Source organism: Bordetella tumulicola (genome assembly GCF_965138755.1).
Classification (GTDB): domain Bacteria; phylum Pseudomonadota; class Gammaproteobacteria; order Burkholderiales; family Burkholderiaceae_B; genus Bordetella_A; species Bordetella_A tumulicola.
Window position 1 is genome coordinate 131,546 of sequence record NZ_CBCSFP010000011.1, and the last position, 19,681, is coordinate 151,226.

General features: G+C 59.4%; 19 protein-coding genes and 3 tRNA genes. 17 read left to right on the plus strand and 5 right to left on the minus strand.

Annotation, left to right across the window (positions count from 1 at the left end):
* The first annotated feature begins 3 nt into the window (after positions 1 to 3).
* From tilS to ACNAZS_RS21845, 3 genes are all read left to right on the plus strand, one after another.
* Positions 4 to 1,011 (plus strand): tRNA lysidine(34) synthetase TilS, encoded by a 1,008-nt coding sequence (gene tilS, locus ACNAZS_RS21835; protein ID WP_415792623.1) that lies wholly within the window; start codon positions 4 to 6, stop codon positions 1,009 to 1,011.
* Positions 1,012 to 1,150: 139 nt separating this feature from the next.
* Entirely contained in the window at positions 1,151 to 2,416 is a 1,266-nt protein-coding gene (locus tag ACNAZS_RS21840) for an aspartate kinase (protein WP_415792624.1), read from the plus strand.
* Between the two features lie 69 nt (positions 2,417 to 2,485).
* Positions 2,486 to 2,578: transfer RNA gene (locus ACNAZS_RS21845), tRNA-Ser, on the plus strand.
* A gap of 125 nt (positions 2,579 to 2,703) precedes the next feature.
* On the opposite strand, the gene ACNAZS_RS21850 is transcribed toward ACNAZS_RS21845, so the two are convergent.
* The 4 genes from ACNAZS_RS21850 to ACNAZS_RS21865 all read right to left on the minus strand — a co-directional run bounded on the left by ACNAZS_RS21850 (position 2,704) and on the right by ACNAZS_RS21865 (position 6,217).
* Positions 2,704 to 3,909, minus strand: coding sequence for an MFS transporter (locus ACNAZS_RS21850; protein ID WP_415792625.1), 1,206 nt, complete (start codon positions 3,907 to 3,909; stop codon positions 2,704 to 2,706).
* Between the two features lie 131 nt (positions 3,910 to 4,040).
* On the minus strand, positions 4,041 to 4,541 hold the full coding sequence (locus ACNAZS_RS21855) for an arsenate reductase ArsC (RefSeq protein ID WP_415792626.1): 501 nt from the start codon (positions 4,539 to 4,541) through the stop codon (positions 4,041 to 4,043).
* 119 nt (positions 4,542 to 4,660) lie between these two features.
* Positions 4,661 to 4,987, minus strand: a complete 327-nt coding sequence (locus ACNAZS_RS21860; protein ID WP_415792627.1) for an ArsR/SmtB family transcription factor — start codon at positions 4,985 to 4,987, stop codon at positions 4,661 to 4,663.
* Between the two features lie 18 nt (positions 4,988 to 5,005).
* Positions 5,006 to 6,217, minus strand: a complete 1,212-nt coding sequence (locus ACNAZS_RS21865) for a glycosyltransferase family 9 protein (RefSeq protein WP_415792628.1) — start codon at positions 6,215 to 6,217, stop codon at positions 5,006 to 5,008.
* A gap of 167 nt (positions 6,218 to 6,384) precedes the next feature.
* Here ACNAZS_RS21865 and ACNAZS_RS21870 point away from each other — a divergent pair.
* Positions 6,385 to 6,461, plus strand: a tRNA-Arg gene (locus tag ACNAZS_RS21870).
* A 189-nt stretch (positions 6,462 to 6,650) separates the two neighbouring features.
* Positions 6,651 to 7,511: a polysaccharide pyruvyl transferase family protein gene (locus ACNAZS_RS21875; RefSeq protein ID WP_415792629.1), complete on the plus strand. Its 861-nt coding sequence runs from the start codon at positions 6,651 to 6,653 to the stop codon at positions 7,509 to 7,511.
* 72 nt (positions 7,512 to 7,583) lie between these two features.
* Here ACNAZS_RS21875 and ACNAZS_RS21880 read toward each other — a convergent pair whose 3' ends face one another.
* Positions 7,584 to 8,402 carry an AraC family transcriptional regulator gene (locus tag ACNAZS_RS21880; RefSeq protein WP_415792630.1) on the minus strand — a complete coding sequence of 273 codons (819 nt, stop codon included), beginning with the start codon at positions 8,400 to 8,402 and terminating at the stop codon, positions 7,584 to 7,586.
* Between the two features lie 188 nt (positions 8,403 to 8,590).
* Here ACNAZS_RS21880 and ACNAZS_RS21885 point away from each other — a divergent pair, with 188 nt between their 5' ends.
* From ACNAZS_RS21885 to ACNAZS_RS21940, 12 genes are all read left to right on the plus strand, one after another.
* Positions 8,591 to 9,865: an MFS transporter gene (locus ACNAZS_RS21885; protein WP_415792631.1), complete on the plus strand. Its 1,275-nt coding sequence runs from the start codon at positions 8,591 to 8,593 to the stop codon at positions 9,863 to 9,865.
* 106 nt (positions 9,866 to 9,971) lie between these two features.
* Positions 9,972 to 10,048 (plus strand) — tRNA-Arg (locus tag ACNAZS_RS21890).
* Positions 10,049 to 10,201: 153 nt separating this feature from the next.
* Positions 10,202 to 11,113, plus strand: a complete 912-nt coding sequence (locus ACNAZS_RS21895) for a LysR substrate-binding domain-containing protein (protein WP_415792632.1) — start codon at positions 10,202 to 10,204, stop codon at positions 11,111 to 11,113.
* A gap of 314 nt (positions 11,114 to 11,427) precedes the next feature.
* Positions 11,428 to 12,432, plus strand: a complete 1,005-nt coding sequence (locus tag ACNAZS_RS21900) for a TRAP transporter substrate-binding protein (protein ID WP_415792633.1) — start codon at positions 11,428 to 11,430, stop codon at positions 12,430 to 12,432.
* Positions 12,433 to 12,572: 140 nt separating this feature from the next.
* On the plus strand, positions 12,573 to 13,049 hold the full coding sequence (locus ACNAZS_RS21905) for a TRAP transporter small permease (protein WP_415792634.1): 477 nt from the start codon (positions 12,573 to 12,575) through the stop codon (positions 13,047 to 13,049).
* The gene (locus tag ACNAZS_RS21910) at positions 13,042 to 14,319 is read left to right on the plus strand and encodes a TRAP transporter large permease (RefSeq protein ID WP_415792635.1); all 1,278 of its coding nucleotides are present in this window, start codon (positions 13,042 to 13,044) and stop codon (positions 14,317 to 14,319) included. Before ACNAZS_RS21905 ends, ACNAZS_RS21910 begins: the two co-directional genes overlap by 8 nt.
* A gap of 150 nt (positions 14,320 to 14,469) precedes the next feature.
* Positions 14,470 to 14,895, plus strand: a complete 426-nt coding sequence (locus ACNAZS_RS21915) for a carboxymuconolactone decarboxylase family protein (protein ID WP_415792636.1) — start codon at positions 14,470 to 14,472, stop codon at positions 14,893 to 14,895.
* Complete coding sequence (locus ACNAZS_RS21920; RefSeq protein ID WP_415792637.1) at positions 14,892 to 15,800, plus strand: NAD(P)-dependent oxidoreductase; 909 nt, start codon at positions 14,892 to 14,894, stop codon at positions 15,798 to 15,800. Before ACNAZS_RS21915 ends, ACNAZS_RS21920 begins: the two co-directional genes overlap by 4 nt.
* 76 nt (positions 15,801 to 15,876) lie before the next feature.
* Positions 15,877 to 16,854 (plus strand): Bug family tripartite tricarboxylate transporter substrate binding protein, encoded by a 978-nt coding sequence (locus ACNAZS_RS21925; RefSeq protein WP_415792638.1) that lies wholly within the window; start codon positions 15,877 to 15,879, stop codon positions 16,852 to 16,854.
* Between the two features lie 18 nt (positions 16,855 to 16,872).
* Positions 16,873 to 17,811 carry a ketopantoate reductase family protein gene (locus ACNAZS_RS21930; protein WP_415792639.1) on the plus strand — a complete coding sequence of 313 codons (939 nt, stop codon included), beginning with the start codon at positions 16,873 to 16,875 and terminating at the stop codon, positions 17,809 to 17,811.
* Positions 17,812 to 17,905: 94 nt separating this feature from the next.
* Positions 17,906 to 18,643 carry a cyclase family protein gene (locus ACNAZS_RS21935; RefSeq protein WP_415792640.1) on the plus strand — a complete coding sequence of 246 codons (738 nt, stop codon included), beginning with the start codon at positions 17,906 to 17,908 and terminating at the stop codon, positions 18,641 to 18,643.
* 46 nt (positions 18,644 to 18,689) lie between these two features.
* A complete protein-coding gene (locus tag ACNAZS_RS21940; RefSeq protein WP_415792641.1) occupies positions 18,690 to 19,661 on the plus strand; it encodes a Bug family tripartite tricarboxylate transporter substrate binding protein in 972 nt (323 codons plus the stop codon).
* The last annotated feature ends 20 nt before the right edge of the window (positions 19,662 to 19,681 follow it).

The following is a 19,681-nucleotide window of genomic DNA, read 5'->3' on the forward strand; positions in this document are numbered from 1 at the left end:
GCCGTGTTCCCGTGTCCCGATTTGACCGATGCCCTGCGCAGCCTGTTGCAGGGCGCGGCAAATCCCGTGACACACCTGGCCGTTGCCACCAGCGGCGGCGTTGACTCCGCCATGCTGGCCGCCCACGCCGCCAGCGTCGCGCGAGAGCAGGGCATCCCGCTCGTCCTGTTCCACGTTCACCATGGCTTGCAGCCCGCAGCCGACGGTTGGGCCAACCATGTTCAATCCCTGGGACAGATTCTGAACGTACCTGTCGCTATCACACACGCCCAAGTCGATACCGCTAGTGGCCTGGGCATCGAAGCCGCCGCTCGCGAGGCCCGCTACGCCGCGTTGGCCGCCTTGGCCCGGCAACACGGCGTCCCGCATATCCTGCTCGCTCATCATCAAAACGATCAAGCCGAAACGGTCCTGCTACGCCTGCTACGCGGCACCGGCCCCGACGGCATGGCCGCCATGTCCCCCAGCATGCAACGCGATGGCCTGACTTACCATCGACCCTGGCTAAGCCAACCCCGTGCCCGCATCCTGCAAGCCGCCCAGGCATTCGCCGAGCGCCACGCCTGGCAACCTGTCCAGGACCCCACCAACGCCGACCCTCGCTACACGCGAGCCGCCGTCCGCGAGCTCCTGTCCCCCGTCCTCGACGCCCGCTGGCCCGGCTGGCAATCCCGCCTGGCCAGCCACGCAAGACGCGCCGCCGAGTCCACCAGCATCCTCGATGACGTCGCCGACGATGATCTGGCGACGCTAGACCCCTCCCCAGACGGATTGAGCTTTTCCCTGGCCAAGTGGCGCGAACTCCCGCCCCCTCGCCAGTCCCTGGTCCTGCGCCACTGGCTACGCCGCCACGGCGCCGGCATGCCCACCGAAGCTCGACTGGCAGACCTGCTACGGCAACTCCGCCAACTCCACAGCCTAGGCCACGATCGCCAAATGACTGTCGCCCACGCCCAACATCAAATCCGCTGCCATCGTGGCCGAGTACGACTAGAGCGCCGAAAAAAATAGCGTAAGACACGGCCTGTACGCCAAAATAGCGCCACACTGTCCCCCACAAAACGCCGCTCTCTGCGCAAATCCTAACCACGCGCTAAAATACTAGGCTTTGCCCGCCCTGACGGGGCCGGCTTTCCAGCCAGAGTACGAGATGTCCCTGATCGTTCACAAATATGGCGGTACCTCGATGGGCTCCGTTGAGCGCATCCGCAATGTTGCGCGCCGCGTCGCCAAATGGCATGCCGCCGGCCACCAAGTGGTCGTCGTGCCGTCCGCCATGGCCGGCGAAACCAATCGCCTCTTGAGCTTGGCCCGCGAAATCACGCCTCAGCCGGATCCCCGGGAGCTCGACATGATCGCCGCTACCGGTGAACAAGCCAGCAGTGGGCTGCTCGCCATTGCCTTGCAGACCCAGGGCGTATCTGCTCGCAGCTACACCGGTTGGCAAGTTCCTGTGCGCACCGATTCGTCCTTCACCAAGGCCCGCATCACCGCCATTGACGGCGATCGCATTCGTGCCGACCTTGATGCCGGCCGCGTCGTCATCGTGACCGGCTTTCAGGGCATCGATCCCGACGGACACATCACCACCCTGGGCCGAGGCGGCTCGGACACCTCCGCCGTGGCCGTCGCTGCAGCCCTCGAGGCCCACGAGTGCCTGATTTTCACCGATGTCGATGGCGTCTATACCACTGACCCGCGCGTCGTACCCGAAGCGCGCCGCATGTCGGTAGTATCCTTCGAAGAAATGCTCGAAATGGCCTCGCTGGGCTCCAAGGTGCTGCAAATTCGCGCGGTGGAGTTCGCCGGCAAATACCGTGTCCCCACGCGCGTGTTGTCCTCGCTGACCGACCCGCTCATTCCGCTCGAAGAAGAAATCACTTCGGGCACGCTGATTACTTTTGAGGAAGACGAAAAAATGGAAGCCGCCGTAGTCTCCGGCATCGCCTTCAGCCGCGACGAAGCCAAGATCACCCTGCTGGCCGTGCCTGATACCCCGGGTGTGGCGTACTCCATCCTGGGCCCGGTCGCCGCGGCCAATATCGATGTCGATATGATCGTGCAAAACCAGTCCGTGGCGGGCACCACCGACTTTTCGTTCACGGTCAATCGCAACGAGTTCCAGCGCACCATCGAGTTGCTCAAGCGTGACGTCATCCCGACCGTCAAGGCTCGCGAACTGGTCACCGACGACAAGGTCGCCAAGGTGTCCATTGTCGGTATCGGCATGCGTTCGCACGTGGGCGTGGCCAGCCTGATGTTCCAGACGCTCTCCAAAGAGGGCATCAACATTCAGATGATCAGCACCAGCGAAATCAAGACATCGGTGGTCATCGACGACAAGTACATGGAACTGGCCGTGCGCTCTTTGCACAAGGCTTTTGAACTGGACCAGTCGCCCACCGAAAAGGCCTGATTGCGCGTGAGTTTTGGCATGCGCCATCGGTGCATGTCATAAAAATCATGCTAGAATTGCAAGTTCTGCGGAGACGTGGCCGAGTGGTTGAAGGTACTCCCCTGCTAAGGGAGCATGTGGCTTAAAACTGCATCGAGGGTTCGAATCCCTCCGTCTCCGCCAGAAGAATCAATATTCAGACATTACTCAAAAACCCGCATGAACACTGGTTCTGCGGGTTTTTTGTTGTTTCTTGATAACGCGCCTTTGATACCTGTCAGGGTGTGTCGATTCGGGTACCAGTCTTCTCAAGCGCTGCTTGATGGTACTGCCCGCGCCAGGCGCAGAAACCCCAGCGCTGCGAAACTGATCAGTCCCAGAGCGGCTGTTATCAGAAGCGCATTTACCCCCCATTTTTCGAGACACAAACCGAAGAGCCAGGGGGCCGCCGCCTGAGCAATACGCGCGGGCACCATCAATATCCCTTGCCGCAGGCCATAGCCCTGTGGGCCGAACAGCGCGAGGGGTAATGTGCCTTTTGCAATGGTCAGAATGCCGTTTCCGCCGCCGTGCAAAATGACGAACGCCGAAGCGGCAGGGGCGCCCAATACGAGCAATGTTGCCACGCCCAATGGGTGGCCCAGCGAAGCAAGCCTGGCAGCCAGGAGGGGGTGCATGCGCCGAAGCAACGTGAATTCGAGCGCACGGGCCCCCACCTGTGCAGGGCCCACCAGTGCACCGGCGGCGACCGCGGCCGCCAACGTCGCACCGCTGGCCATCAGGACACCCGGCAAATGGGCTGCCATGGCCGTGCTGGTGAACCAGGTGATAGCAAACACAATGGCCAACAAGATGGACGGCCATAGCGTGGTGGCACCTGCTGTCGATACCGCATCGGCCGTCGTTTTGGGAGTCGTTTCGTCTGGTGCCGGCGCCCGATCGGCGGGATGCGACGGATTGGGTAATAGCGCGTTCAGAGGCAGCGCGACCCCAAGATGCAGCGCCGCCCATGTCAGGCAGGTGCCCCGCCAACCCCAATGCAATTCAAGGTAGGTGGACAATGGCCAGCCCACGGTGCTGGCAAATCCTGCGAGCAGGGTAATGCCGGAGATTGCGCTGCGCGAGTCCTGTCGATAGAGGCGTACCAGGGTGGCAAAGGCGGCCTCGTATAGTCCGCTGCCCATGCCGATACCCAGCAGCGCCCAGGCCAAAAACAGGCTGATTGGCCCCTGAGCGCCTGCCAGGCACGCCAGTCCGCCTGCGAACAGAACATTCGTTGCCATCAATACGGGGCGGCCGCCCCAGCGGTCGATGGCAAGCCCCGCGTAGGGGCCTACCAGTGCCGAAATGAGCAGCGCGACCGAAAATGCGGCAAATACAACCGGCGCATTGATGCCCAACTCACGTGCCATGGGAACGGCGAGCATGGCCGGCAAATAGTAACTCGACGCCCAGGCCAGCGTCTGTGTGACCCCAAGGGCGAGAACAACGTTTCGACGGCCAGCCAGACGCATCAAATTGACCACGGGTTGATTAGGTTGAAGGGCAAAGCATCGCCACTGACTTGTATCACTGTCAAGGCCGTGTCCTGCTCGTGTCCGTCGCACTCACCGAGGTGATCAGAATCACCCAGGGCATTGTTACGCTATTCCTGCGTACGACCGATGCCGTGCAGTTCGCTGTGCAGCGACATGGCGTCCAGCCGATCGAACGGCAGCGATTGGAACAGTTCGATGCGACGCTTCAACATACGCGCCGTGTCGTGAAAGGCCTTCAGACGTTCTTCTTCAGTCCCCTCATGGGCAGCGGGGTCGGGCAGACCCCAATGCGCGGACATCGGGTGTCCTGGCCAGACAGGGCAGACCTCGCCGGCGGCGTTATCGCAGACGGTAAAAATGAAATCGAACTCCGGCGCGCCGGGGGTGGTGAATTCATCCCAGCTCTTGCTGTGATAGCCGTCTGCGGGTAGCGACAACGTTTTCAGCGTGTTCAGGGCCATCGGGTGAACCTCTCCCTTTGGGTGGCTGCCCGCAGAGTAGGCGTGAAATCGCTCACCGGCCAGGCCGTTCATGATGCCTTCGGCCAGGATAGAGCGGGCGGAATTTCCGGTGCAGATGAACAATACGTTGTAAGTCGATTTCGACATGGGTAGTCCCCTAGAAGCAGCGGATAGGTGATTTCGCCTCGCAATGGGTATCGCGTGGCGGTGGGTTGATGGGATTGAAGGTGAGGCAGCAGGCGAAGCGTTTCACGGTTGGTCCTTCGTCAGCAGGAGGGGCGGGTCTTGGAATCGCTGGCTTCGCATGTTTCATCTTGGCAGCAGTGCTCAGTCAGATAGCCCAGCAGCCCATTCATGCGCGAGAAATCGGCGCGATAGATCTGATTGCGGCCTTGCTGTTCGGCGTTGACCAGATTCGCATGCAATAGCTCCTTCAGGTGAAATGACAGCGCATTGCGAGCTACACCTAGCTGGTCCGCCAGGACACTGGGGATAAGTCCTTCTGGGCCCTTCACGACGAGGGCGCGGAATATGCGCAGGCGTTGCGTGTGAGCGAGCGCGCTCAGGGCCGTGATGGTTTGTTCTTCGTTCATAGATCAATAATACAACTGTTATTGAATCAATGGCAACGCTGAAAACGTAATACGGACGGTCGCAAACGGGCGCTGCCTCCTTTGGCACGCAGTCTTGCGCTGCGTGCCTGAGGCCGACACAGTCGGTGTTACCTGTCTGCCTCGGCTTCCTGCGTCGCCTGCCGTTTTCAGCGCGATCCATTCAGGGCGATTTACGGCAGTCAGCGCCTGAGACACGTTCAGACCCAACACGACATGCGATCCGGCACCGGGCGGTACGAATTTCAATGATTTCTGTGTCTGGGCCATCACCACCACCGGTACGTTCAAGGCGGCAGCCATATGCATCGGCCCAGAATCTGGCGTCACCAGGAGGCGCGCCTGAGCCAGCATGGCCGCAAATATTCGCAGAGGCTGAGGCGGGCAAAGCATGCCGTGCGGCAGTACCCCCAGGGCATGCCGCATGTGAGGGACCATCGTCTTTTCTTCGGGGCCAACAAAAACCACGAACCGCTTTCCCATCTGATCCAGGCCTCGTATCAACGCCAGCCAGAAAGAGAGGGGGCAGACTTTGTCTGCATGACCCCCCACAAAAACAGCAACGAACGGCTCTACCTGGCCGTCGCCGTTTGCCACCAGGCCGAGGGCCTGCAATTGGCCGAGCGCGGCCGTCGTTTCCTCATTGGACGCGACCAGTTGGGTCCTGACGGGGCCGATCATTCCCAGCGCTCGCGAGAATGCGGTGCCTGTATCGTAGGCATGGACGATGGGGGCGGTGACCGGAACGTCATACCAGGCAGCGCCGCGTTTTGGCTTGCCCATAACGTAGCGGGCACCGACCAGCCTCGAGGCAACCAGGCCACTCAACGAACTGTTTGCCAACTGCACCGCCAAATCGTAGCGTTGCGCCCGCAAATTGCGCATCATCGAGACGGCACGCCAAGGCCGCAGGATCGCGGACCTGGACATCGCGGCGATGTGATCGACAGGCAGATTCTTGAACAGCACCGCGGTCTTGTCGGTGACGAGGAAGTCTATTGTCGCCCCCGGAAACCGCTCGCGCAGCGGTGCGATGATGGCGGTGCTAAGGATCGCGTTGCCGATGCGGTAGTTAGGACGGATGACAATGATCCTGGAAACGCCTTGTAGCGCTGTAACGGGTATCTCTTGTCTAACCCTGGCAAAGGTACCTAGCAGGCCAAAAACAGTTCTCTTGGCGATTTTTTCTGCCTTCTTGGCAACCCTCTTCATCGCAATTTCCTGCGCCATTGTCAATTTGGCATACAGCACGCGAGAGTGCCCGAGAACTATGACAATAAGAGTGCCGATTCGGGTTCGAACAGCGCAGGTTTTGCAGTACCCTGACAATCGGGATTTGCCTGGTATGCAAAAAGAGTGCTATAGTTTCTTTCTTTGCAGCGCCCGTAGCTCAGTTGGATAGAGTACTTGGCTACGAACCAAGGGGTCGTGGGTTCGAATCCTGCCGGGCGCACCAAATTTAAAAAGGGTCTCCATTGCGAGATCCTTTTTTTTTGGGGGGCTTTCCCCTATGTCTCTACCCACGCAGTAAGTTAGTAAAAAACCCGCCAGACATCGGCGGGTTTTTGCGTCTGGGAGTCAGCGACTGTTACGAGGAGTGGCGTAAACACGCGGACGCCCTCAATTGCGCTAATAATCTCTTCCCATGACTTCGATACGTTCGCCACAAGCCGCTCATTTGCCCCTGGCTGATGGTCATACCGTGCCTGTTTATCGCTGGGTGCCCAATCGGCCCAATGCCTCTAATTTTGGTGATGATCTCGGGCCGATGGTCGTGCGCGCCTTACTTCAGCGGCTTGGGAAACACCATCTACAGGTTATTGATGCGCCACCGAGAGGCCGTTCTAAATTGTTGTCGGTCGGTTCGATTATTCACAATGCGCGCAAGGATGATGTGGTCTGGGGGGCTGGTATCAATGGCAAGTTGTGGCCAACGCATGTGACGGACAACATGGGCATCGTTGTCACCGCAGTGCGTGGCCCCCTTACGCGAGAAGCGCTCAAGGCACGCGGAATCGCATGCCCAGAAATCTATGGCGACCCCGGCCTATTATTTCCTCGTCTGTATGCTGCCGAGATCGAACAGGCCATTGAAAAACGCCGCAGCGCAGGCCCCACCGGGGGAGTCGTCTATATCCCGAACTTGAATGATGAGCGGCTCATATCGACGGATCATCTCGCCCTGACTGCCGATATTCGTATCGTGAGCCCAGGACAGGCGCCCTGCGATGTCGCGGCAGAGATCGCAGTCGCGGATCTCGTGTTGGCCAGTTCGCTGCACGGCCTTGTCCTGGCCGAGGCGCTTGGTATGCCGGTTCGCCCGATTGCCAGTCTGTTTGAACCGGCATTCAAGTATCTGGATTATTTTCTAGGTACAGGCAGACCATCTGCAGTATTTTCGACGTCAATTCCGCAAGCGCTAGAATCCCCCGATCTGGCTGAGCCGGTCTTCGATTCCCGTGCGCTGATGAATGCTTTTCCGCATGACATGCTGGATATCGCTTAGGGTAGGTGACGGGGGCTTCGAATGGCTCGAGCCACATTGGCGCACGACTATCTGGCGCACATTTTTTTTGGGCTAAGCCAACGCCGGATAGCCGGTCCGCAGATACGTCTGTGGCGGTACGCCCAGTGCTCGTCGGAACATGGCGCTGAAGGCGCTGGGGCTGCGGTAGCCGAGTTCGGCGGCGACGCGCGCAATCGGTTGGCCCAGCGATAGGCGATGCAGGGCATCGGCCAGACGCACCTGCTGCACCCATTGCCGATAGTTCAACCCCAGTTCCGCCTGGAATAGCCGGATTACGGTGCGGCCACTGGCACCCACTTCATCTCCCCAATCGTGTACGGTGCGATTCAGGTTGGGTTGCGCCAGAATGGCGCGGCAAACAGTTTGCAGGCGTCGATCATGTGGCCAGGGAATCTGAATCGGAATGACGGGCGCGGCCTGCAGCTCGGTCAGCAGCAGGGTCGCGATTTGGCCGCCGCGGCCCTCGAGGGCGTATTCAACGGGTTCGGCAGCCAGGGCCAGAATCAGCTCGCGCAGCAACCCTGATACCTCGATCACCTGGCAACGGTTCCACAGCGCGTGGGCCGCATCGGCATGCACATACAGGGTGCGCATCAGTACGGTGCCTACCATCTGAATGCCGTGCGTGGTACCCGGCGGCACCCACAGTGCGCGCAGCGGTGGCAGGATCCAGAAGCCGTCGGGCGAACTGACGCGCATCGCGCCTTCAACGGCATAGATCAATTGGCCTCGCGGATGGCTGTGCGGGCCTGTCGTGTCGCTCGGGACAAAGTCCTTGGCCATCGCCGTGACTCTGCGCGGCACATGCTGATAGTCATTGGCATCAAGGCTGCGCGTGGGGTCCAGCGACGGAGGCGGGCGACGAGGCATGTTGACGATGTCACTTTTGCGATAAATATTGGCACTTTCGTGTGTTTCGGACTTTATACACTGTTTGTGGGCACCATTCATTCAGTTGCGCGTTCGCGTGAGAGATCTAGTATTAGGTGCAGGAAGGGCAGGTGTTTCATCGCCTGTCTGGTTGATGGTTGTCTTTCTTTGGTATTTGCTGCTACGTCATGACTTCCCCGCAAGCTGTCAGTTCCGACCCCGTTTCCGTCGTGTCCGCGTCCGTTAAACCGACGTCATCGACCTCGTATAAGGTCCTGGGCGCCATCAGTGTGGCCCACATGATGAATGACATGATCCAGTCGATCTTGTTAGCCATCTATCCCATGCTGAAGGATTCGTTTAACTTGAGCTTTGGAGAGATCGGGCTCATCACGCTGACTTATCAGCTTGCCGCCTCACTGCTTCAACCGTGGATCGGTTTGTATACCGATAAACGACCCACAACGTATTCGCTGCCCGTCGGCATGGCCTTTACGTTGGTGGGCTTGGTGTTGCTGGCGTATGCCCCGTCTTTGCCCTATTTGTTGGTGGCCGCCGCCATGGTCGGCACAGGTTCGTCGATATTCCATCCCGAGTCCTCACGCGTTGCCCGCATGGCGTCGGGCGGTCGACATGGCTTGGCGCAGTCGCTGTTTCAGGTAGGGGGCAATGTGGGCTCGGCGCTTGGCCCCTTGCTCGCCGCGTTGATCATCATTCCGCACGGGCAAACCAGCGTGGCCTGGTTTTCTCTGGCGGCCTTGTTTGGCATTGTCGTGCTGGTCGGTATCGGGCGCTGGTACGGTGCAAATCGCGCGTTGCTCAAACCCAAGGCCCGAACAGCCGGGTCCGTCACGACGCTCAGGCGCGGACAAGTCCTCGGCGCGTTGGGGATTCTGGGGATACTGATCTTCTCCAAGTATTTTTATCTGGCTAGCCTGAACAGCTATTTCACGTTCTACCTGATCGACCGCTTTGATTTGTCGGTACGCAGCGCGCAACTGTATTTGTTCCTGTTCCTGGCGGCGGTCGCCGTGGGGACGGTGGCGGGTGGCCCAGTGGGTGACCGCGTCGGCCGCAAGCTTGTCATTTGGGTCTCGATTTTGGGCGTTGCGCCGTTTACCTTGCTCTTGCCGCACGCCAATTTGTTTTGGACTGGCGTACTGGTGGTGATCATCGGCGTCATTCTGGCCTCGGCGTTTTCGGCTATCGTGGTCTACGCGCAGGAATTGGTCCCCAATCGGGTGGGCATGATTGCAGGCCTGTTCTTCGGGTTGGCCTTCGGCATGGGCGGGCTGGGTGCCGCCGCCTTGGGCAAGCTGGCGGACGTCACGAGTATTACCTACGTCTACCAGGTCTGCGCCTATTTGCCTCTACTGGGACTGGTCGCATTTTGGCTGCCGGATATCGAAGGCAAAAGACGCCCTCGTGTGACTGTTCCCCCCCAAGGTGCATCCCCGAGGTAGAAAACGACGGTACCGACGACGCGCATCGTCTTTCTGGCAGAGACGCCGCCCCAGCGACTCCACTGGACAACTCAAAAATATCAGTTATAATTTCGCCTCTTTATCAGCGCCCGTAGCTCAGTTGGATAGAGTACTTGGCTACGAACCAAGGGGTCGTGGGTTCGAATCCTGCCGGGCGCACCAAATTTAAAAAAGGGTCTCCATTGCGAGGCCCTTTTTTTCGTCTGTTGCACGATGGCGTTGTCGTGAGTATTGTGTCTCAGCCCCTAGAGGCTAAAGAGCCGGCTTTTGAAATAGCGTCAGGCCTTTCGAACAGACCAAGGAGACAACGCGTTCATGCTACCCGATCTGACTTCGCTCGTTTTGCTGCGCCACGCTGTCGATACGCGCAGCTTGTCCAAATCGGCCGAGCGCATGCATATCACGTTGTCGGCTGCCAGTCGTCGTATTTCGTTGTTGGAACATCAGTTTGGCATTGAGTTCTTTGGCCGCCCTCCGGGTGGCGGTATCGAGCCCACGCCCGCGGGCGCCATCGTGGCGAGAGGGGTCGACAAGGTTTTGCAAGAGGTCGACCGGATGCAGCGAGAGCTGGCCGAGTATGTCGGCGGCATACGAGGTAGTGTGCGGCTGTATGTTAATACAACGGCTATGGCGCAAGGCCTGCCGCAAGAGCTGGCACGCTTCAGCGCCTCGCGTCCGAATATCCGGATCGATGTGCGTGAACGACGCAGCGCCAGTATTCCGTCTTTCATCCACGAGGGGGCAGGCGATATCGGTATTGTGATGGAGGGCGCGCTCATCGATGATCTGGCGGTGCGCGAATACAAGGTTGATCGGTTGTGTGTCATCGTTCCCGAGGACCATCCCCTGGATGTCGAGAGCGTCGCGTTCGAGGAGTTGCTGGATTACGACTTCATCGGGCTCGATACCAACGCCTTGCAGACAGAGCGCATGCTGTCGGCCGCTACCGTCCATGGTAAGAACCTGAAGCTGCGCGCGCAGACACAGAGCTTCGAAGCGCTGTGCCGGATGGTCGAAGCCGGTATGGGAATAGGCGTGCTGTCGAGCGCGGCCGCGCGTAGCTATATTCCGAGCCTGCGCATCAGGATGATCGCGCTGGCTGATGCGTGGGCCGAGCGCAAAATCCTGCTGTGCACGCGCCCTGGCGAGCTCGAACGACCCGCCGAGGAATTACTGTCGTTTTTGATCAATTCGCAAGTCGCCAGTGTGTTGCAGGGCGACGGCTGACCTGGCCGGCAACCCGAGGCCACACCTCGGTGCAATAGCCCTTCGAGTTTCGTTAATGGCTATTGATCAAATCGCACTTGTCGCGGGATTAGACGTCGATATACTGCCTGCAGAGACAACGATTTTCGTCATGCCAGATTCAGATTTCTGCAGCGCCCGCAGCGACGGTTGCGGTGTTCGCCGACGAAGATCAAATCACTAACGGACATCCACGGCCGGGAGTCCGATTTCCCCAACGCATATATCAGGTGGCGCATTGCCGCGCCCGCCGTGTGTCGTCTGGAAAAAACGAAAACGATAAATAAGGAGGAGTCATGAAGGTATTGAATGCCCTATTGTTGTCCGTCGGCCTGGCATTGGTGAGCCAGCAGGCTGTCGCTCAAGAGTTTAAATTCCGGTTTTCGGCGGATTCGGCCACCACCAATGTCAAGGTACAAGCCTTTCAGAAATGGGCCGACCTGGTCAAGGAAAAATCCAACGGGCGAATTTCGATTCGCGTATACCCCAGCGCCCAGTTGTACAACGATGTCAACGTGATTCCCGCGGTGGGATCGGGAACAGTGGATATCGGTGCGCCCCCTAGTGGCCTGTTGACGACGGTGATACCCGAGGCGTCGGTCTTTGAATTGCCCTCTATGTGGGGGATCAGCTATGACCAGTATCGTCGGGTGTTGGCGGGCGAGTTTGGCAAGGAACTGTCCCAGCGCTTTGAGGAAAAACTGGGCGTCAAGATCCTGGGCTACTACAACATGGGCGCCTGGGTATGGGGCACTAATAAAAAGTCCACCCTGATTCAGGCGCCTGCGGATTTCAATGGCAAAAAAATCCGTGTGGTGGGAAACCCTCTGGTTGAGCAGACGTTTAAGGCCTTTGGCGCGCAGCCGGTGCAGATGGCGTGGCCCGAAGTGCCAACCGCCTTGTTGCAGGGCGTGATTGACGGCCTGGAGACGACCCTGTCCGGCCTGGACTCGGTAAAGGGGTGGGAATTGGTCGGGAATCTGACCTATGCCAATTACAAGTACACCCCCTACGTTGCGATCATGAACCTGCGTTCCTGGAAAAAATTGCCCGCTGATTTGCAGCAAGTCATGCTCGATACCATGGAGGAATCCGTGCGTTGGCAAGACGCCGAGTTGGAGCGCATCCATAAGGCAGCCCTTGAGCGCTTTCGCGAGAAGGGCGTAAAGGTCAAGGTGCTGCAGCCCGCTGAGGTAAAGGCATTCTCCAAGGCGGCCGACAAGGCGGGGGCGGCCTACATCAAAGCAGAAAATCTCGAGCAGGCTGAGGCGAGTGCGCGCGCTAGCGCAGGCGCGCCGTAACGCACAGCCAGGCGGTGTGCTGCGCACACCGCTTCATCGATATTTTTACCGCCGGGCCGCCCCAAGGTAAAAACGCCCCCTTGGGGGGCAGCAAGCCGAAGGCGCGGCGTGGGGGCATTTTTTATTTTTTGAGGTATGACATGGTGTCGGATACGTTGCGCGATAGAGGTCTGCTGGTGCTTGGCGCGATTGCGCTTGTCGCTACGCTGATGGGCGCGTTGGCGGTGGTGTCCCGTTACTTGTTTTCGTCGGCCGTCAGTTTTTCGGACGAAGTCGTCACGTACTTGATTGTCTGGGGCACGCTGATTGCCTTTGGCATCGGTGAGTTTTTGAATGAGCATCTGCGCGCAACGGTCCTGGTGGAACGATTGCCGCCGTTTTGGCAGAACGTATCGTCGTGGCTGTCATTTGTGCTGACGTTGTTGTTTGTCGCCCTGATCGTGTATTTCGGTGTCGAGGTAGCCTGGCAGCGCCATGTTTTCAACGAGGTCTCGCCGACGGCTTTGCAGTTCCCACAGTGGGTGGCGCGGGCGGCGGTGCCGGTTGGTTTCGCGATTGCGGGTGTTGCCTTGTTTGCTCGCGTGCGCCGCATGACAAAGGGGCTTCGTCGTGATTGACTACTTGCCTGTTGTTTTGTTGATGGTGTTGCTGGCTATCGGTGCCCCCATTTATTTGTCGCTGGGCCTGAGCGCATTACTCGGTTTTTATATCGCCGAACTGCCGCTGGTGGCGTCGGCCGAGATTATCTATAACAGCCTGACACCGTTCACGTTGATGGCGGTGCCTTTTTTTGTGATGACGGCGAACCTGATGACCGCGGGCGGGATTTCAGATGCGCTGGTCAAGTTCGCGCGCGTTTGGGTGGGGCATGTGTGGGGCGGCTTGGGGGTAGCCACTATTTTGGCGTGCGCCATATTCTCGGCCATCTCCGGCTCGAGTGTGGCCACCGCGCTGGCGATTGGCTCAATCGCCATTCCTGCGATGGTGGCCGCGGGCTACGATCGATCCTATGCCATGGGCGTGACGGCCGCCGGCGGCACGCTGGGGATTTTGATTCCGCCCAGCATTCCCCTGATTCTCTACGGCTTTATCACCGATCAGTCGGTGGTGGCGTTGTTCTCTGCCACGTTGATTCCCGGCTTGCTCGCGGTGCTCAGTTTATTGGTGTGCGCGATGACCATCGCGCGACTCAAGAACTATCCCCGCCGGCCCAGAGCATCATTGCCAGAGAGGATGGCCGCGCTAAAGGAAGCGTTGCCCAGCCTGTTGTTGCCGGTGATGATACTAGGGGGCATTTATGGCGGTATCTACACACCCACCGAGGCGGCCATTGTGTCGGTGGTGTACGCCATTCTCGTGAGCCAGATTTTCTACAACAGGATGCGCTTTCTCGAGATCCTGCGCATTATGGGAAAGTCCATGATCGATACGAGCGCGATCATGATCATTCTGGCTGCGGCGATGCTGCTGGGCCATTACCTGAGCATTGTGGATCTGGGCCACAGGGTGGCGGCCATGGTGCAGGACATGGGCCTCAATCCCTGGCAATTCAATCTGGTGATCATGGGCATCCTGTTGGTGCTGGGTATGTTCATGGAAGCCACATCCATGCTGTTGATCATGGTACCGATGCTGTTGCCCGCCATGATTGCGTTGGGCGTGAATCCAGTGCACTTCGCCGTGCTGTTCGTCATCGCTATGGAGATCGGCCTGATCACCCCACCCATCGGGATGAACCTGTATGTCGTTACGCGTTCTGGCCAAGGCACGCTGCAGGAGGCCATTCGTGGCAGCGTTCCCTACGTCGGCATGTTGATCCTGCTGGCGCTGATTGTGCTGGCTTGGCCCACTACTGCGCTGTGGCTGCCGCAGTGGTTTGCCCGCTAATACGAACACGCAGGCTACGGCACACGGGTACGGAGAACCTTTGCGATATGCGAATTGCGCACCGGCGATACCCACCATGCCGAACCCCCAAGCGAATGAGACGGCGGTCCCGAGTGGACTTCAATCCTCTTTTCTATGTGAGTCAATCATATGAAGCACGAAACATCATCCTACCGCAGGAACGAAAATTTCGAGAAAGGTCTGAAGATACGAGAAGAGTTACTCGGTAAGGAGAAAATCGATACGGCGTTGTGGGGCGCTGACGCGTTTAACCAGCCGATGCAGCAATTGGCCACCGAGTACTGCTGGGGCGAGATCTGGAGTCGTCCGGGCCTGCCACGCAAGATTCGCAGCTTGCTGAATATCGCCATGCTAAGCGCGTTAAACCGATCGACGGAACTCGAAATCCACGTGCGTGCAGCGTTGAAAAATGATTGCTCGACCGAGGAAATCCAGGAGGCCTTGCTGCAGGCGGCCGTTTATGCGGGCGTGCCGGCCGGTGTCGAGGGTTTTCGCGTTGCCAGTCGAGTCATCCAGCAAACCCTCGAACAAGCGCCACAGGAGGCGAAAGTATGACGACCCCTCAACCCGTCGGATTTATCGGCCTGGGAAGCATGGGCGGAGAATTGGCTTATCGGCTCGCCAATTCGGGCTTGCCGCTGGTGGTCCATGATGCACAGCCACAAGCGTATTCACGCTTTGAAGGTCTGGATGTTGTGCAGGCGGCGACGCCCGCCGAAGTCGCGTCGCGTTGCGAAATCGTGTGCGTGTGCCTGCCCACGCCGGATGTCGTGCGCCAGGTGGTGACGGGTGCAGATGGCTTGGTGCAGGGCAAGCGGCTGCGCACGTACATCGACATGTCGACGACCGGACCGACTACGGCCAAGAGCATGGCGGCGGCACTGGCTGACGGGGGCGTGCGTTCCATTGATGCCCCGGTCAGTGGTGGCGTGGCGGGCGCGCGTGCAGGCACATTGGTGCTCATGGTCTCGGGCGCGCCTGACGTGGTGGCCGAACTGGACCATATCTTCAAACCACTGGGAAAAATCAGCATCATTGGGCCTGAGGTTGGTCAGGGTCAGAGCATGAAGCTGATCAACAATCTGATGGCGGCTGCCCATCTGGCGCTGGCAGCCGAGGCGACGGTATTGGGCGTGAAAGCAGGCTTGCAGGCCGAGGTCATTCTGAATACGCTGAATTCGGGCTCGGGCAAAAACTCGGCGACCGAAGACCGCTTTCCCAAACATGTGCTGCCGCGTACGTTCGACAATGGTTTTGCCAATGCCCTGATGCGCAAGGATGTCCGCTTGTGCATGGACATGGCCGAGGAACTCCAAGTGCCGCTGTGGGTGGGTACGGCCGTTGATCGTCTGTGGATGCAAACGGTGTTGCAAGTAGGCCCCAAGGAGAACTCCACCACGATTGTGAAAACGCTGGAGCAATGGGTTGGCGTACAAGTTGGTCAGGCCCAAGGCGCGTGAGTCGCAGGGCTGCATGACGTGACGACGACGGGCGATACGCCCGTCCCGCAGTTTCAACTGGAGGAGGACGACAATAATGCTGCTAACCAAATTTTTGCGTGCGGGCCTGACGACGCTGGCGTTGTGCGGGATCATCACGCCGGTATCTGCCGAGGATTGGCCCAAACAATCCATCAATCTGATTGTCGGCTCGCCACCAGGAGGCTCGACGGATTATCTGGCGCGCTTGTTGGCCGAGCCGTTGGGCGCGGAGTTGGGGCGGTCCATCGTCGTGGTGAACAAACCCGGCGGGTCGGGTAATCTGGGTAATGGATTTGTGGCCAATGCGTCCGCCGATGGCTACACGCTGCTGTTTGGCTACAACGGCTATCTGGTCAGCAATCCGCATTTGTTCAAGAACCTGGACCTGGATCCCGTCAAACGGTTTACCTCAATCGCCTTTGTCGCGAACTCTCCCCAACTGCTGGTGATCAGCAACAAGGCGCCGTACAAGGATTTGGCGGGCTTGATCAAGTATGCCAAGGCGAATCCCGGCAAGGTGAACTATGCCTCATCCGGGCACGGTTCGGTTCCGCACGTGGGCGCCGTTATGTTGGAACAGATGGCCGATATCTCCATGACGCATATTCCGTTCAAGGGAGCGGGGGATGCGATGCAGGCGTTGGCGGCCGGTACGGTTGACGTCTATATCACGAGTCCGGCAGGGGCGATGGGACAGGTCAAGTCGGGACTGGTGCGCCCCATCGCGGTATCGGGCAAAAACCGACTGGATGCGTTGCCCGACGTACCGGCGACGGCGGAGCTGGGCTTGCCGGGCTACGATCTGGAGTCGTGGTTCGCTATCTATGGTCCCGCCAACCTGGCGCCGGACATCGTGAACCGCCTGAATACCGCCTTTAATCGCGTCCTGGATACCGATGCTGTCCGCAAGGGGGTGCAAAGCGCCGGAATGTCGGTGGGCACGATGTCGCCCGACGAGTTGCGAGGTTATACGCAGTCGGAGTTTGAGCGTTGGGGCGCCATCATCAAAAAAGCAGACATCAAACTCGATTGAGTTCCGAAGGAGGCAACGATGGCAAAAGTATGTATTGTGGGCTGCGGTGCAATGGGGTCGGTGTACGCCGGCCTGATGGCAGCAGCGGGTCATGAGGTCCATGCCGTGACCCCTTGGCAGGGGCATGTCGACGCGATCAATGCCCATGGGCTGCATGTGTCAGGGTATAGCGGTGACCGGGTCGTGCGCCTGGCCAGTGCGGCGACGACCGTCGAGGGCATCGGTCCGTGCGACGTGGTCATCATCGCGACCAAGGCATTCGATGTCGAAGCGGCTGCCCGTTCGGTGGGGCCGTTGATGGGCGCGGATACCGTGGTGCAAACGATTCAGAACGGCGTGGGCTCGCCCGACATCGTGGCGCGCCATGTGGATCCGTCGCATCTGGCTGTCGGCGTGGTGGGCGGTTATGGCGCGTCGATCCGGGAGTCGGGACATGCGCATCACAATGGCCTGGCCGTGACGTGGTTCGGTGCTTATGCGGGTTTGCCGCGGCGCAGCCTGGAAGCCTCTGCGGAAGTCTGGCGTTCCTCTGGTTTCGACGTGGCGCTGCACGACGACGTCGCCAGTATGGTCTGGAAAAAGGTCATCATGAACGTGGCCTATTCGGGAACGGCGGGCCTGACGGAATTGACCATCGGACAGATCATCAATCATCCTTATGCCTGGGAGGTCGCCTCGGGATGTTCGCGCGAAGCCGTTGCGGTGGCCCAGGCTCTGGGTGTCGATCTGGGCTTGCCCGATCCCATTGCGCATGTGCGCGCCCTGGGCGGAAAAATTCCGGATGCCCGGCCGTCGATGCTGCTGGATTTGCAGGCTGGTCGGCGTTGCGAGGTCGATGCTATCAACGGCGCCATTGTTCGCCTGGGTCGAGAGCTAGGCGTACCCACGCCCGTCAACGATGTGGTCGTGGCGCTGATTCGCGCCAAGGAATCCCTGCAGGTGTCCAGTGACGGTTAGCGAGACGAGGCGTCCGAGAGGGCGTGTGCCCGGCTGCTCTCATTCGGGACGCATCTTTTCACTTTCATTGGCGTACAAGGACTAGGAGATCGTCATGTGTGATAACCCTCATCAGATCGGTACCGGGTGGAAAGGCTGGTGTGCACTGCCGTCATCGCAACCGGCAGTGCCGACGGGTCCGTGGCGTGACCTGACGTACCCGCTAGGGCATGCTGTGCCACGCGCGAGCGTGTTTCCTCAACCGGTGTTTCGGCGTATTAAAAGCTTGCCTGATGACCCCTTGAACGTTACCGAGATGCAGATGGTGGTGCACGTCGGCACGCATGTGGATGCGCCGCGACATTTCTTTGTCGATGGCCCGGCCTTTCACGAGATCGCGCTGGACCGACTATGCGGCCCGGGTGTTGTGCTGCGTATTGATCGTGGTGCGGGCGAGGCCATCACGGTAGAGGACTTGCAGCCCTTTGATGTCGAGGTGCGATCGGGCGATATCGTGGCCATCGATACAGGATGGAGCCAGTACGCGGGCACGCCGCAATATCACGACCATCCGTACCTGGCGCCCGATGCGGCGCGCTGGCTGGTCGATCACGGCGTGAAACTTGCCGCGTTCGATGTGCCTACGCCGGACCTGCCGGTTTCCCGAAGGCCGGATCACTATGATTGGCCGGCCCATCATGTCTTGCTGAGTCACGGCGTGCTCGTTTCTGAGAACGTATGCGGCCTGACCGGCCTGGCGGGGCAGCGACTCGAGTTCGCCTTTGTGGCGCTCAATATCGAAGAGTCCGACGGTGCACCCGCCCGCGTGATGGCGCGGCCTGTCCAGGCATGAATTGCATACGACAAGTCGAATAACGACAAATAACGAAGAGGTGACAATGACATTCCGTAAATTTTTGGTGGGTACGGCGGCGGCATTGGCCTGCGCCCTCTCTGCGGTGCCGGCCTGGTCGGCGAATTACCCCGACCATCCCGTGAAATTGATTGTGCCGCAGTCGCCGGGCGGGGCGTCAGACGCGCTTGGCCGTCTGATTGCCCAGGGGCTGACGGATGCTTGGGGGCAGAGCGTCGTGGTGGAAAACAAAGCCGGCGCGGGGGGCAACATCGGGCTGGACGCGGTGGCCAAGGCACCTGGCGATGGCTACACGCTGTTGCTGACCTATGAGGGTACGCAGGCCATCAACGTGAGCCTGCGCGACCTGCCCTTTGATCCTATCAAGGACTTTACGCCCATCGCGGCGGTGGCGACCGTGCCGTTCATCGTGGCCATCAACAAGGACGTCAAGGCCCAGACGTTTCAGGAGTTCGTCGCACTGGCGCGTGCCAATCCGGGCATGACCTTTGGGTCGGCCGGCAGCGGTACGGTGAATCACTTGCTGGGAGAAATGGTGAATCATGTCGCTGATACCAAGTTGACGCATGTTCCTTACAAGGGGGCCTCGCCTGCCTTGACGGATTTACTGGGAGGGCGGTTGGATGTCGTGTTCAGCAGTGTGCCCTCGATCGCTCAACAGGTGGATGCGGGCGCCCTGCGTGGGATCGCCATTTCCAGCAATACGCGGTCGTCGCGATTCCCGAATATCCCCACGATTGCCGAGTCCGGTTATCCCGATTTCCATGTGGCGCCATGGTTTGCCGTGTTTGGGCCGGCAGGTGTGCCGGACGATATTGTGAGCAAGATCAATCACGATGTCGGGGCCTTGTTGGCAAATCCGGAGTTCAGGAAAACTCTGGCCAAGCACGCTGCCGAGCCGTTGCAAACCACGCCGGAGCAATTGGGAGAGATGCTGCAGTCCGACGTGAACAAGTGGGCGGTGGTGGTGAAACAGTCGGGTGCTCGCGTCGATTGATGGCGGCGGCCAGTCAAGAT

Excerpts from the sequence above, each read along its gene's own strand:
- ACNAZS_RS21905 (WP_415792634.1), top strand. The coding sequence starts at position 12,573 with ATGGTGTCGGATACGTTGCGCGATAGAGGTCTGCTGGTGCTTGGCGCG.
- ACNAZS_RS21885 (WP_415792631.1), top strand. The coding sequence starts at position 8,591 with ATGACTTCCCCGCAAGCTGTCAGTTCCGACCCCGTTTCCGTCGTGTCC.
- ACNAZS_RS21880 (WP_415792630.1), bottom strand. The coding sequence starts at position 8,402 with ATGCCTCGTCGCCCGCCTCCGTCGCTGGACCCCACGCGCAGCCTTGAT.
- ACNAZS_RS21940 (WP_415792641.1), top strand. The coding sequence starts at position 18,690 with ATGACATTCCGTAAATTTTTGGTGGGTACGGCGGCGGCATTGGCCTGC.
- ACNAZS_RS21925 (WP_415792638.1), top strand. The coding sequence starts at position 15,877 with ATGCTGCTAACCAAATTTTTGCGTGCGGGCCTGACGACGCTGGCGTTG.
- ACNAZS_RS21850 (WP_415792625.1), bottom strand. The coding sequence starts at position 3,909 with ATGCGTCTGGCTGGCCGTCGAAACGTTGTTCTCGCCCTTGGGGTCACA.
- ACNAZS_RS21860 (WP_415792627.1), bottom strand. The coding sequence starts at position 4,987 with ATGAACGAAGAACAAACCATCACGGCCCTGAGCGCGCTCGCTCACACG.
- ACNAZS_RS21875 (WP_415792629.1), top strand. The coding sequence starts at position 6,651 with ATGACTTCGATACGTTCGCCACAAGCCGCTCATTTGCCCCTGGCTGAT.
- ACNAZS_RS21895 (WP_415792632.1), top strand. The coding sequence starts at position 10,202 with ATGCTACCCGATCTGACTTCGCTCGTTTTGCTGCGCCACGCTGTCGAT.
- ACNAZS_RS21900 (WP_415792633.1), top strand. The coding sequence starts at position 11,428 with ATGAAGGTATTGAATGCCCTATTGTTGTCCGTCGGCCTGGCATTGGTG.
- ACNAZS_RS21840 (WP_415792624.1), top strand. The coding sequence starts at position 1,151 with ATGTCCCTGATCGTTCACAAATATGGCGGTACCTCGATGGGCTCCGTT.
- ACNAZS_RS21855 (WP_415792626.1), bottom strand. The coding sequence starts at position 4,541 with ATGTCGAAATCGACTTACAACGTATTGTTCATCTGCACCGGAAATTCC.
- ACNAZS_RS21930 (WP_415792639.1), top strand. The coding sequence starts at position 16,873 with ATGGCAAAAGTATGTATTGTGGGCTGCGGTGCAATGGGGTCGGTGTAC.
- ACNAZS_RS21920 (WP_415792637.1), top strand. The coding sequence starts at position 14,892 with ATGACGACCCCTCAACCCGTCGGATTTATCGGCCTGGGAAGCATGGGC.
- ACNAZS_RS21865 (WP_415792628.1), bottom strand. The coding sequence starts at position 6,217 with ATGAAGAGGGTTGCCAAGAAGGCAGAAAAAATCGCCAAGAGAACTGTT.
- ACNAZS_RS21935 (WP_415792640.1), top strand. The coding sequence starts at position 17,906 with ATGTGTGATAACCCTCATCAGATCGGTACCGGGTGGAAAGGCTGGTGT.
- ACNAZS_RS21915 (WP_415792636.1), top strand. The coding sequence starts at position 14,470 with ATGAAGCACGAAACATCATCCTACCGCAGGAACGAAAATTTCGAGAAA.